The 13,080-nt window shown below is 47.2% G+C and carries 10 protein-coding genes; 3 read left to right on the top strand and 7 right to left on the bottom strand.

Annotation, left to right across the window (positions count from 1 at the left end; genetic code table 11):
* Positions 1-73 precede the first annotated feature (73 nt).
* From ACKRAT_RS06235 to ACKRAT_RS06220, 4 genes are read right to left on the bottom strand one after another with little or no spacing between them, the layout of a single operon-like run.
* Positions 74-2,443 carry an ATP-dependent RecD-like DNA helicase gene (locus tag ACKRAT_RS06235; protein WP_411844232.1) on the bottom strand — a complete coding sequence of 790 codons (2,370 nt, stop codon included), beginning with the start codon at positions 2,441-2,443 and terminating at the stop codon, positions 74-76.
* Between the two features lie 28 nt (positions 2,444-2,471).
* Complete coding sequence (locus ACKRAT_RS06230; protein ID WP_411844231.1) at positions 2,472-3,119, bottom strand: tetratricopeptide repeat protein; 648 nt, start codon at positions 3,117-3,119, stop codon at positions 2,472-2,474.
* Positions 3,119-4,225: a tRNA 2-thiouridine(34) synthase MnmA gene (gene mnmA, locus ACKRAT_RS06225; protein ID WP_411844230.1), complete on the bottom strand. Its 1,107-nt coding sequence runs from the start codon at positions 4,223-4,225 to the stop codon at positions 3,119-3,121. The genes ACKRAT_RS06230 and mnmA overlap by 1 nt, the downstream gene beginning before the upstream one ends.
* Before the next feature lie 20 nt (positions 4,226-4,245).
* A complete protein-coding gene (locus tag ACKRAT_RS06220) occupies positions 4,246-5,376 on the bottom strand; it encodes a cysteine desulfurase family protein (protein ID WP_411844423.1) in 1,131 nt (376 codons plus the stop codon).
* Positions 5,377-5,526: 150 nt separating this feature from the next.
* On the opposite strand from ACKRAT_RS06220, the gene ACKRAT_RS06215 reads away from it, so the two are divergent.
* The gene (locus tag ACKRAT_RS06215; protein WP_411844229.1) at positions 5,527-6,525 is read left to right on the top strand and encodes an LLM class flavin-dependent oxidoreductase; all 999 of its coding nucleotides are present in this window, start codon (positions 5,527-5,529) and stop codon (positions 6,523-6,525) included.
* Positions 6,526-6,582: 57 nt separating this feature from the next.
* Here ACKRAT_RS06215 and thrB read toward each other — a convergent pair whose 3' ends face one another.
* Genes thrB through ACKRAT_RS06200 form a run of 3 tightly spaced genes read right to left on the bottom strand, consistent with a single transcriptional unit; the run spans position 6,583 to position 9,746 of the window.
* Positions 6,583-7,455: a homoserine kinase gene (thrB, locus tag ACKRAT_RS06210; protein WP_411844228.1), complete on the bottom strand. Its 873-nt coding sequence runs from the start codon at positions 7,453-7,455 to the stop codon at positions 6,583-6,585.
* Positions 7,436-8,518 (bottom strand): threonine synthase, encoded by a 1,083-nt coding sequence (gene thrC, locus ACKRAT_RS06205; protein WP_411844227.1) that lies wholly within the window; start codon positions 8,516-8,518, stop codon positions 7,436-7,438. Before thrC ends, thrB begins: the two co-directional genes overlap by 20 nt.
* A 1-nt stretch (position 8,519) precedes the next feature.
* Entirely contained in the window at positions 8,520-9,746 is a 1,227-nt protein-coding gene (locus ACKRAT_RS06200; RefSeq protein ID WP_411844226.1) for a homoserine dehydrogenase, read from the bottom strand.
* A 155-nt stretch (positions 9,747-9,901) separates the two neighbouring features.
* On the opposite strand from ACKRAT_RS06200, the gene ACKRAT_RS06195 reads away from it, so the two are divergent.
* The gene (locus tag ACKRAT_RS06195; RefSeq protein ID WP_411844225.1) at positions 9,902-11,266 is read left to right on the top strand and encodes an aspartate kinase; all 1,365 of its coding nucleotides are present in this window, start codon (positions 9,902-9,904) and stop codon (positions 11,264-11,266) included.
* Positions 11,267-11,385: 119 nt separating this feature from the next.
* Positions 11,386-13,071 carry an ABC1 kinase family protein gene (locus ACKRAT_RS06190; protein WP_411844224.1) on the top strand — a complete coding sequence of 562 codons (1,686 nt, stop codon included), beginning with the start codon at positions 11,386-11,388 and terminating at the stop codon, positions 13,069-13,071.
* Positions 13,072-13,080 lie beyond the last annotated feature (9 nt).

Genomic DNA, 13,080 nt, shown 5'->3' with positions numbered 1-13,080 from the left:
TGAAAGTGCGCTTCGCCAACTTAATAATCCGATTTTCACTTGATTTCGATTATAGTTATATAACGGCCCCATGTCAATTGAAATCATAGGGCGAGACTTCGCCCATATTGATCATTGCCGGGATTTCCATCATGTTTTCTTCTGTCAGTAGGGCTTCACCTTCAGGGGCATTCGGGACATCCTCTTTCTCTTCACTGATGCCGAAAAGAGAATGGATCATTTCTTCGAGTGATGTATTCCGCTCTATTCCTTCACGTTCCAGTGAGTCATAGAAGGCTTCTGAATCACCGCAGATGATCAGTGATTCCTTGGCACGTGTAATTCCGGTATAGACGATATTCTTCATCAGCATATGACGGTAGCTTTTAACGACCGGCATGATGACGATCGGATATTCGCTGCCCTGTGCCTTATGGATGCTGGTGCAGTAGGCATGGGACAGCTCTGTAAGTTCTTTCCGTTCATAGGCAATATGAATGCCGTCAAAATCCACCATGATGGTATCTTTTTCCGCTTCATCCTGATCTTTGAACAATATGGATTCGATGATTCCCGAGTCACCATTGAAGACATTGTCTTCTCCTCGGTTGACGAGCTGGATGACTTTATCGCCTTCACGGAAAATGACATCACCGAATTCTATTTGATTTTTATCTTCCTCTTCAGGATTCAATATCGTCTGCAGTATCTGGTTGAGCTTCGAAATACCGGCATTGCCCCTGTATATGGGCGCGAGAACCTGGATATCCCGCATGTCGTAACCTTTGCCAACTGCTTTATCCACCACATTTTCAATCAGATCCGGGATTTGGTTGATACGTGCCGGAATAAACAGGCGGTCGCTGAATTTTTCCGTAATGTTCATCCGTTCGCCGGTTTTTATTTGATGGGCAAGTCTGATGATTGATGAACCTTCTCCCTGCCGGTAGATGGTATCGAGTTCCGTGACCGGAACGACATCCGAAGAAATCAAGTCTTTGAACACTGTCCCCGGCCCGACAGAAGGCAGCTGATCCCGGTCTCCCACAAACACCAGGATCGTATAAGGTTTGACGTTTCTCATGAACTGATAGAACAACCATGTGTCGACCATCGACATTTCATCGATGATGATCAGTTCCGCATCAATCTCTGCATCGATGATTTCGTCCTTGCCTGTATCCATGCCCCATCCGATCAGCCTGTGGATCGTCGAAGCACCTATGCCCGCAGTTTCACTCAGGCGCTTGGAAGCACGCCCGGTGGGTGCAATCAGCCGGATCGGGTACTCATCTGATTCATACTCGTCATAATCCTTGAGCTTATGCAGGCGGTGGTAGGCATTTATGATTCCTTTGACGATCGTCGTCTTGCCTGTCCCCGGCCCGCCTGTAATTATCGATATCTTTTTGGTCAATGCAGAAATGATCGCTTCCTTCTGCTTCGTGTTGTAGGCGATATCAAAGTGTTCGCCGACTTCAGCCACCATGTCGCCAGCTTTTTCCTCACTGATCGAAATATCAGTCCTGTCATTGATCAGGCGGTAGATCTGCTCGGAAGATTTATATTCAGAGTAGAACAATGAAGGGATATAGATCCGGCCGGAATACTGGATCAGCTGGTCCCGGTCGGCCAGAGTTTCCACCGCATTCGTAATTTCCTCATCATTGAAATGCCGCACACCGTTTTTGGAGAGCAGCTCATCCGTCAGTTCGATCAGCTGCTCCATTTTGATATAAGTGTGGCCGTCACCCATCACTGTCGCTTCCATCACATACATGATTCCTGCTTTCAGGCGGCCGGGATCATCCATGGTGATGCCGGAGGACAACGCAATTTTGTCTGCAGTCGCAAATCCGACGCCTTCGATATCCATCACCAGTCTGTAGGGTTCTTTTTCAATGATGTTCATCGTATCATCCTGGTAGATCTTTAAGATCTTGGCGCTCATTCTGGGACCAAAACCGAGTTCCGTCAGTTTGATCACCGACTGCTCGGTCTGTCTGTTTTCCAGAATCGTCCTGTGGATCATTTCAATTTTGCTTTTCGGCAGTCCGCCGACATCTCTCAGAACAGAAGCATCATCCGAAATCTTTTCCAGGGCGTCCACACCGAGGGCATCCACGATTTTTTTTGCCGTCTTCTCGCCGATGCCGGGAAATGTATCGCCGGATAAATATTGAATGACGCCCCTTACAGTGTTGGGAAGCTCCTTTTTAAACGAATCTGCACTGAACTGTTCCCCGTATCTCGCATGGTTGGTTATTTTACCGGAGAAGCGGTACGAGTCCCCTTCCGCCACGGCATGAAAATACCCCGTCACAATGGCTTCGTCATTGAAATGGGTGTTCGTCTCACTGATATTCACTTTCAGGACGGCAAAACGCGTCTGTTCACTCATGAATATGACGCGCTCCACTTCTCCTATGATATAGATATCATCATAAATTGTTGACTGTTCCATGCAAAATCACTTTCCTTAGCGGCAACTTTTACTCGGTTTCTTTCAACTTCTGGATTGCATTATGCGCAAGATTATGATCCTTCTGAATCTCTGCAGCATTTTCAAAATGCTTGATCGCAGTTTCTTTATCATCGTATTTCATGAGTGTCAGCAGCCCCATATTATATTCTGCATCCGCATGTTTTTCTTCCGTAATCACTTTGCCGAGCAATTTTTCAGCCGGGTCATAGAGTCCCATCTGGCAGCACAGCAGTCCATATTGGAAACTGGTTACCAGATCGTCCGGCTTCGCATTATGTGCCGCTTCAAAAAACTGTATCGCTTTTTCCGCCTGTCCCAGGTGTACATGGGACATCGCCAGCATGAAATTCAGATCCGCATCATTCTCGTTTCTTGCATAGGCAAGCAGGTAGAGGCGGACAGCCTCTTCAAAACGCTCATGGTCGAAGTAGAGATTAGCGAGGGAATAAAAGGCACTGGTGCTGCCGGAGTTCAAGGAAATCGCTTTTTGGAAAAAGCGTTCCGCCTCCTCATCCTTCCCCGCTTTATGCAGCATGTTCCCGCCGTTGATATAATGCGCCTCTTCTTCTGGCTCCTTCTCAATGGCTGTAAAAATCGCTTCTATCGCTTCTTCTGTTTTGCCGTCTATTATCAGTCTCTCATAATCAAGTGTCATTATCCCAGATACTCCAGTTCTTTAGAATCTTTGAATACGCGGTCGATCGTTGCACCGCCAAGACATACATCTCCGTCATAAAGGACAACCGCCTGTCCGGGCGTAACCGCACGTGCCGGTTCATGGAAATCCACTTTGATCCGGTCCTCACCCATCCGTGTTACAGTCACCGGTACATCTTCCTGACGGTATCTGAATTTTGCAGTGCAGTCGAAAGTTTCCGGCATGTCATTGATCAGGTTCAGTTCGGAAGCTTCCAGGCTGGAGGAGCTGAGTGCCGGATTATCATAGCCTGCAACGACATATAATTCATTCGTCTCAAGATTTTTACCCGCCACGAAGTAAGGCCCGCCGTCTCCACCGATGCCGAGACCCTGGCGCTGTCCGATTGTGTAGTACATCAGACCGTCATGACGCCCTTTGTCCTCACCTGTTTCCATTTCGATCATGCGTCCGGGGTTTGCCGGCAGATATCCGCTCAGGAACTCTTTGAAGTCCCTTTCACCGATAAAGCAGATGCCTGTGGAATCTTTCTTGTCTTTCGTCGCCAAATCATATTTGTGTGCAAGCTCCCTGACTTCCGGTTTGTTCATATGGCCCAGAGGGAACATCACTTTTGATAGTTGTTCCGTTGAGAGCTGGTTCAGGAAATATGTCTGATCTTTATTATTATCGACACCGCGGAGCATCGTAACACCATTTTCATCATGGATGACCTGTGCATAATGTCCTGTTGCCACATAATCCGCACCGAGTTTCATCGCATGCTCCAAAAAGGCCTTGAATTTGATTTCTTTGTTGCACATTACATCGGGATTCGGTGTTCTCCCCTTTTTGTATTCATCGAGGAAGTACTTGAAGACTCTGTCATAATACTCTTTTTCGAAGTTTACAGAGTAGTATGGAATGCCGATCTCTTCAGCAACAAGCCTTACATCCTCATAGTCCGTTGTGGCGGTGCATACGCCGAATTCATCGGTGTCATCCCAGTTCTTCATGAATATTCCGATTGTATTATATCCTTGCTCTTTCAGTAGTTTTGCAGTGACAGAACTGTCTACACCTCCGCTCATACCCACAACTACGGTAATTTTTGAGTTATCCAAATTTAACATTCCTTTCAAATCTAACTTTCTATAAATAATCTTTCATATATTTCTTTAAGTGCATTGACGATTGCGTCTATCTCTTCTTCCTCCATCAGATGGGAGAAACTGAACCGGATGGATTTCTTTACACGCGCGTCCTCCCCGTACATCGATTCGAGCACGTGCGACGGCTCCACCGTTCCGGCACTGCATGCCGAACCGCTGGATACATAGATATCCGCCATATCCAGTGCTGTAAGCAGAAACTCCGCCTCCGTCCACGGGAAATGGATATTGATGATATGGGTTGCCGCCTGGTTGACGTCCCCGTTCACTTCAAATGGTATTTCCGCATGCGTCAGCGTGTTCAGGAATTTCTCTTTGAGCTGCATCTCCTTGATGCTGCGCATCGTTCTTTCATCATCCGCTTTTTTCATCGCTTCGGCCATCGCGTATATGAACAGGTTGTTTTCAGTGCCGCTGCGGCGGTCCTTCTCCTGTGACCCGCCTGTAATCATCGGATTTAATATGACATCATTTTTTCTGTACAGGACACCGACGCCTTTCGGGCCGTATATTTTATGACCGCTTAAAGTCAGCAGATCAGCACCGAAATCTTTCACGTCGACACCCATATGTCCAAATGCCTGGACCGCATCCACGTGAAGCAGGGCATTGTGTCCTGCCAGGATTTCACCAATTTCATAGATCGGCTGCATTACACCGGTTTCATTGTTTACGAGCATGATTGAAACAAGCGCCGTATCTTCTCTCAAAGCGGCCTTGAATGCTTCCTTGTCGATCACGCCCTTTTCCGTTGCCGGGATATATGTCACATCAGCCACATCTTCCAGAGACTCATAAGTGTTCAGCACAGAGGCATGTTCTATTGCCGTCGTTATGATGTGTGGATGATCATAGTTTGAAACAACGCCTCTTATTGCGAGGTTATTCGCTTCGGTGGCACCGCTGGTGAATGTGATTTCAGAAGGATATGCATTCAATAAACCGGCAATCTCCCTGCGGGAGTGTTCCAGTTGGGCTTTTGCACGCTTACCTATCTTATGAATACTTGATGGATTTCCAAATTCATCTGCATTCGCAAACATTTTTTCCATTATTTCCTTGTCCATTGGTGTCGTTGCTGCAAAATCTGCATATACTTCCACTGCCATTCACCCTCCATTTTTCAAATATTATTATTATACACTAAATGATTTTAACATGGAATAGTTATTTTCACTACTTTCCAAACCGTTTATTAGACAAAATAAATCCTTTGGCTGATAATTATATTTTAAAAGGAGGAATTATCAGTTATGCCAAAGAAATTATCCACATCTCTGCTTAATCTTGTACCGGTGCGTGAAGGCCATGATGTAAGTGACGCCATCAGCGATATGATTGAACTCGCAAAACACGTTGATGACTCTGACTACACGAGGTACTGGGTGGCAGAACACCATAATACAACATCCATCGCTTCATCGGCTACAAGACAACTGATCCACCATATACTCCACCACACGGAAAAAATACGTGTGGGCAGCGGCGGTGTCATGCTGCCGAATCACTCCCCGCTGATCGTCGCCGAAGAATTCGGTACGATGCAGGCGATATTCGGCGACCGGCTCGATATCGGTCTGGGACGTGCACCCGGCACGGATATGAGAACAGCCGCAGCCATCAGAAGGAATAATCATGACGGTGTTTATACTTTCGGATCTGAAGTGGAAGAAATCCAGAAATATTTGTCGGATGATCAGACACAGGTGGTCGCATTTCCGGGAAACGGTACGAACATTCCGATGTATATCCTTGGTTCTTCTACTGATTCAGCCCATATCGCAGCACGTCAGGGACTGCCTTATGCATTCGCCGCACACTTTGCACCGGGCCAGATGGAAGATGCTTTCAGAATATACGAAGAAGAATTCGAACCTTCCGACCAGCTGGATAAACCTTATAAAATCGCCTGCCTGAATGTCATTTGTGCAGACACGGACGAAGCGGCGAAATATTTGGGAACGACAATGTCCCAATTTGTACTCAATGTCATACGCGGCGGACGCAAGAAACTGCAGCCGCCTGTGGATGACATGGACGCTATATGGTCTCCGTACGAAAAACAGGCTGTTGAAAGCAGATTCCCTGTAGCAATGCTCGGACAGCCGGACACAGTGCTTGAAAAACTGAGATTATTCCAGAGTCAGTTCAACGTTGACGAAATCATGGCCGTCAGCTACATTTATGACAAAGATGCCCAAAAGCGCTCCTATGATATATTCGAGGAAGTCGTTAAAAAATACAACGGATAAAAACAATCAGTCCGCATAGAGAAATCCCGCAGGGCAGCAAAACCCTGCGGGATTTCTCTATTTCTGTCTATGAAGTCTGATGCTCTCATGTATGCAGCCGGGCACCGAATGGAGCGATTCAAGGATTCTCTCGGTGTCACGCTCGCCGCATACAGTCAAAAGAGACGGCCCCGCCCCGCTGATCACCGTAGCGTAGGCACCATTCTCCAAAGCGATGCCTTTAACCGCTTCATACTCCTTGATCAATTGCCTGCGGTAAGGCTCGTGGAGCAGATCTTTCATCATGAGCTGTCCCATCGATTTGAAATCTTTGGAGAGCATCGCCATGAGCAGGGCGTTATTGATCGCATTCTGATCGACTGCATCCTGTTTCTTATATGATTCCGGCAGCACGTTTCTCGCTTCCTTCGTATCAATTTCATATTCGGGTACACTCATGATGACCTCGAGACCTTCCAGGTCGAGTGTGTTATAGAACAGTTCATCGTCTTTGTAATATCCGACGAACAGGCCGCCCGTAACCGACGGTCCGACGTTATCCGGATGTTCTTCGATTTCACTGCCCCGGAACACTTTTTCGAAATCACTTAGATTCAGATCACAGAAGCGGTCGGCCAGCTCGATGCCGGCTATGATTGCGGAAGCAGAACTGCCCATGCCATGGGTCAGCGGAATTTCACTGCCCATATAGATCTTCAAAGGCGGCATTTCCTTGTCGTATTTTGCAGCAGTGTCTATCGCGGTCCGGACCACCAGATTGGATTCATCATCCGGCAGAACTTTCAAATACTCATCCTTGAACACTACATGCCATGCATCACTCGGGTGCGCCTCGATATAGAGGAACTTCTCAAGGGCGATACCGATCGAATCAAATCCCGGCCCTAAGTTTGCACTGGAGGCAGGGACTTTAAACTGATGCGTTGCCATCTTCAGTGATGCTTTCGATATAGTCTATGATCTGACGCTCATCATTCGGCAATACTTTTGGTTTTTGAGTGATCTGATCGATGGCAGTCTGAGGGTCTTTCAGACCGTTGCCCGTCAATACGGTAACAACCGTGGACCCTTTTTCTATCTTTCCGTTTTCCAGTGAACGGAGCATGCCGGCAACACTTGCATTTGAACCCGGTTCGGCGAATACACCTTCCGTTGCCGCCAGATATTCATAGGCATCGAGAATCTCTTCATCGGAGACCGCTTCGATCATCCCGCCGGATTCATCGCGTGCATTCACTGCGAGGTCCCAGCTTGCCGGATTACCGATGCGGATGGCTGTCGCCACCGTCTCGGGCTGTTCAATGATCTTATCATTCACAATTGCCGCTGCCCCTTCTGCTTCAAAGCCATAGATCTTAGGAAGGTCCGAACCTTTTAAATCTTTATATTCCTTGAATCCTTTCCAGTATGCGGAAATATTTCCGGCATTACCGACAGGAATCGTTAAATAGTCCGGCGCCTTCCCGAGTGCGTCCACGATTTCAAATGCTGCCGTCTTCTGGCCTTCGAGCCTGTACGGGTTCACAGAATTCACCAATTCAATCTGATCTTTTTCCTCTGCAATCTTGCGGACGATTTTAAGCGCTTCATCGAAGTTGCCTTCGATCGAAACGATTTTGGCACCGTACATCATCGCCTGGGCGAGTTTGCCGAGCGCAATTTTCCCTTCCGGAATGACGACGATCGTATTCAATCCTGCACGTGACGCATACGCTGCTGCAGAAGCGGAAGTATTGCCCGTGGAGGCACAGATGACAGTATGCGCGCCCTGTTCTTTCGCTTTGGCCACAGCCATCACCATGCCCCGGTCCTTGAATGAGCCCGTAGGGTTGGCCCCTTCATATTTTGCATAAAGTTCAGAACCGTATTTTTCACTCAGCGTATTCAGTCTGATCAGCGGCGTATCCCCTTCATGCAAAGTCAGCCGGGGCGTCTCCTCTCCGACCGGAAGATATTCTGTATATTCATTTATGAGTCCCTGCCAGTTTACCATTCTACTCAACTCCGTCTATTTGATATGATGCCTCAACCGTGATGGCATCATTTTGTCTAAGTGCATCAAGCTTCCCACTGTCGATGGTTTCAGTGCGTACGACGAAGTCCTTATCCGCCTCTATACGGCTGAATCCGATGGACAGATCATTCAATACGGACGCCGTCTTATCCTCCGATTCATTGCTTTTCAGCCTGATATAATATTCGCCTGAATTCCCGCCTGACTTGATCTCCGCCGGCGTATCAGGGGCGATATTCATCTGTCTGGCCGCTTTAGTCCGGATGACATTGATCAAGTCGGACACGACAGCCGAGGCTGTTTCCAGACTCCCCGCACCGGGACCGTAAAACATGGCTTCCCCGATTGCATTGCCGTTTACAAATACGGCATTTTTTTCATAGTTCACACCGGCCAGCTGATGATCGGACGGGAGTAATATCGGCTCGACGCTGATGGAGAGCGTGTTATCCCTGAATTCACTTTTACCCAGCAGTTTCAGTGTCAGGTTTTCATTGTCCGCATTTCTAATGTCGGCAATGTCCACACCGCTGATACCTGTCACCGGGACTTCCGCTATATCCACTTTCCTGTCATATGCAAGCCGTGAAAGGAGCACTATTTTCCTTTGTGCATCAATGCCTTCCACATCGTTTGTCGGATCCGCTTCGGCATAACCTTTAGCTTTTGCATCATCGAGCGCCTTGTCATAATCCCAGCCGTCAATCGTCATTTTGGACAGGATGTAGTTTGTCGTCCCGTTTAAAATACCCATGACCTTGGTGATCTGGTTGCTGTTCAGACTGTTCTCGATTGCATGGATGACCGGTATGCCGCCGGCAACACTCGCCTCGTAAAGCAGCTGTGCATCGTTTTTATTTGCTGTTTCAGCCAATTCATCTATATGTTCTGCAAGCATATCCTTATTTGCACTTACAACATGGATCCCTTTTTCAAGAAAGGTATTTAGAATGTCTTTCGTATCTCCAATACCGCCCATTACTTCAATGACAATATCAATAGTGTCATCCGAAAGAATTTCATCAATATTATTTGTAATAATCGCCCCGCCCAGTTCCACTTCTCTCTGTTTATCAACGTTATTGACAAGAACATGGCTGATGGTGAGTGTCTCACCAGTGAGCTTGGCGATTTTTTCTTTGTTGTTTTCGAGTACATTGACGACACCAGTTCCGACTGTACCCAAACCAAGTAAAGCTATTTTCATATTGTCATTAGACCTCCTGTTTCAGAATTACCGTATAAGATAACATATTAGAGTGAAAAGTTGAAAAATTCAAGCAGTTTTTAATTAATGTCTACACAATTCATCACTTTTGTTGTATTATTAGTTTTAAAATTCCAATGCGGGGTGTAGCGATCATGAAAGTAGTTAAATTTGGAGGCAGTTCCCTCTCTGATGCAAAACAATTAGAAAAAGTAGCAAATATTATTAAAAACGATCCAGCGAGACGCATTGTTGTAGTATCTGCACCAGGCAGGAGATTTGCTGACGATATAAAAGTCACAGACCTGCTCATTGCACTGCACGGCAATAAAGTGACCGGACTCAGTACCGATGATGCGATGGAACAGATTCTGGAGAGATATGAATCGATCATAAATGACTTGGGCATTTCCCATGCCCTCCTATCCGATTTCAAAAATATTCTGGACAAATATCTTGAAGACATTGAAGACAAAGACAGGCTGCTCGATGCATTGAAATCCTGCGGGGAAGATTTCAACGCGCAGCTTTTAAGCGAGTATCTGAATAAAACAGGCGTGCCCACAAAATATATGCCGCCGAAAGATGCGGGGATCAAAGTGACGGATGAGCCTTCGAACGCCCAGCTGCTCCCTGAATCCTACGACCTTCTCGCCAAACTCGATTATACAGAGCATGTGCTGGTGATCCCGGGGTTCTTCGGGGTTTCCGAGACCAATCAGATCGTCACGTTCCCGCGCGGCGGTTCGGACATCACCGGCGCCATCGTTGCACGGGGCGTGGATGCCGAACTTTATGAAAACTTCACAGATGTAAGCTTCATCTACTCGGCGCACCCGGGGCACATCGAAAGCCCGCATGCGATAAAGGAAATCACATACCGCGAAATGCGTGAACTTTCATATGCCGGCTTCAGCGTATTCCATGATGAAGCGATCGAACCGCTGTACAAGAATAAAACACCGATCATGATCCGCAATACGAATGACCCTGAAGTGGAAGGGACTAAAATTGTAGCGGACCGGGAGTTTATTCCCGAGATGCCCGTGATCGGCATCAGCTGTGACGAAGGCTTCACCTCCATTACCCTCAGGAAGTATTTGATGAACCGCCAGATCGGCTTTACAAGGCGTCTGCTGCAGATTCTAGAGGATCATGAAATCAATATCGAACATATCCCGTCGGGCATTGATAACCTGTCCGTCATCATCCGGTCCAACCAGTTCGAAGGGAATACGAAACTTGAGGATATAATGAAGGATATCGAAGAGAACCTCGAACCCGAGGATATGTATGTGGAGGAAGATCTGGTAATTCTCGTGATTGTCGGCGAAGGCATGAAGGAACATATCGGCATTGCAACGAAAACGACAAGTGCACTGAGTGATAATAACGTCAACATCAGCATGATCAACCAGGGGGCATCTGAAATCAGCATGATGTTTGCGATTGCGATAGAAGATGAACAGAAAGCACTGAAAGCGATCTATGATAACTATTTCCAGCATGTGAACGTATAGGCTCCGGACTTCCCTTTCGGGAAGTCCTTTTTTGCGTTTCAATAGATGAATACGCCCTTTAACGGGTATACTTGCAATGAGGACAATAGCAGTGAGTCATCTCACGCTGGGAGGTCAATATGATTTTCGAAAAGAGAATACAATATATAAGAAGATACAGGCAGATCGCCATCGCATTCTCCAAAACCGGCTTCGGATTCATCGTGGAAGAACTCGGATTGGATGAAATGGTTTCACTGCCAAAGAGAATTCTGCTCCGGCAGGGTAAAAATGAACTGGAGGAAAAATCACGAGGCGAACGTATCCGCCTGTTTTTGGAAGAAATGGGACCGACGTTCATCAAACTCGGACAGATTGCCAGTACCCGGCCGGACCTGATTCCTGCAGACATCATCAAAGAGCTTGAGCAGCTGCAGAATAACGTACCGGCTTTTGCGTATGAAGACGCGATAGCAATCATCGAAATCTCTCTGGGAGTGACCAAAGAGGAGATATTCGAACACATTGATGAAAAACCACTGGGCTCCGCTTCCATCGGACAGGTGCATAAAGGCAGGCTGCAAAGCGGAGAAACTGTAGCAATCAAGGTTCAGAGACCGGATATAGAACAGACGGTCAGAAATGACCTGGAGATTCTGCACCGTCTCGCTTCGCTCGCGGAAACACGGATGAGCTGGGCCAGACAATACCAGATAAAAGATATGATCGATGAATTTTCCCGCGCGATTTTGGAAGAATTGGACTACACCATCGAGGGACGGAACACCGAGCGCCTGGATAAACAGTTCACAGAGGATGAAACCGTTTATATTCCCAAAGTCTTCTGGGAGGCAACAACTAAAAACGTCCTTGTAATGGAATATATCGAAGGCATCCGAATCAATGACTTTGAGGCGATCGAATCGCTCGGGTATTCCCGCACGACCCTGGCCGAGCGTCTAACGAATGCCGTATTCCACCAGATTCTGATCGAAGGCTTTTTCCACGGGGATCCGCATCCCGGCAACATCAATGTCCTCTCAGGAGAAACCATCGCTTTCATGGATTTCGGCATGGTCGGTAAAATGACGAAGGAAATGAAAGCGAACTTCGGGGCACTGCTGATATCCATGATGAAAAAAGATGCAGATGGCGTCGTCAGAGCCATCGCACACATGGGGGTCGTACCGGAAGATGTGGATATGAAACAGCTCACCAAGGATGCTGAGCTCCTCAGGGACAAATATTACGATATTCCACTCAGCCATATGAACCTGGGGGAAGCCATCCAGGATATTTTCGGCATTGCCAATAAACACCGCATCAAACTGCCTGCCGATTTTACAATACTCGGCAAAACAATTTTGACGCTGGAGAGCACCGTCAGCAAACTGGATCCGGAATTCAGCATCGTGGATGTCGCCGAACCATTCGGCAAACAGCTGCTCCAAGAAAGATATAACCCCAAAAATGTTGCTGGGCGTGCCATGGATCAATGGAATGCTTTCAGTGATGACATTTCCAGTGCCTCAAGCAATCTCTATGAGTTCACAAAGGCGCTGAAGAAACGGCAGGTGCCTGTGGAGGTTGAATTAAAACGCAGTGAACAGTATATGAGAAGGCTGGATCAGATTGGCAACCGGCTCTCCTTCAGTATCGTCCTCCTGTCATTCAGTATCATCATGGTCGGACTGATCATCGGTTCTGCGATGAGTGGCGAGACCAACATATTCTGGAACATACCGGTTATAGAAATCGGCTTCTCTCTTGCGGTGCTCCTGTTCATGGGCATGCTGTATGCCATATTCAAATCCGGTCGGTTCTGACGTAAAAAT

Source organism: Salinicoccus sp. HZC-1, from assembly GCF_046736035.1.
Classification (GTDB): Bacteria; Bacillota; Bacilli; order Staphylococcales; family Salinicoccaceae; genus Salinicoccus.
This window is presented reverse-complemented; position numbering and strand designations above follow the sequence as displayed.

Coding starts and splice junctions, on each gene's coding strand:
- ACKRAT_RS06200 (WP_411844226.1), bottom strand. CDS start 9,746: ATGAAAATAGCTTTACTTGGTTTGGGTACAGTCGGAACTGGTGTCGTC.
- ACKRAT_RS06195 (WP_411844225.1), top strand. CDS start 9,902: ATGAAAGTAGTTAAATTTGGAGGCAGTTCCCTCTCTGATGCAAAACAA.
- thrC (WP_411844227.1), bottom strand. CDS start 8,518: ATGGTAAACTGGCAGGGACTCATAAATGAATATACAGAATATCTTCCG.
- ACKRAT_RS06235 (WP_411844232.1), bottom strand. CDS start 2,443: ATGGAACAGTCAACAATTTATGATGATATCTATATCATAGGAGAAGTG.
- ACKRAT_RS06215 (WP_411844229.1), top strand. CDS start 5,527: ATGCCAAAGAAATTATCCACATCTCTGCTTAATCTTGTACCGGTGCGT.
- ACKRAT_RS06190 (WP_411844224.1), top strand. CDS start 11,386: ATGATTTTCGAAAAGAGAATACAATATATAAGAAGATACAGGCAGATC.
- ACKRAT_RS06230 (WP_411844231.1), bottom strand. CDS start 3,119: ATGACACTTGATTATGAGAGACTGATAATAGACGGCAAAACAGAAGAA.
- thrB (WP_411844228.1), bottom strand. CDS start 7,455: ATGGCAACGCATCAGTTTAAAGTCCCTGCCTCCAGTGCAAACTTAGGG.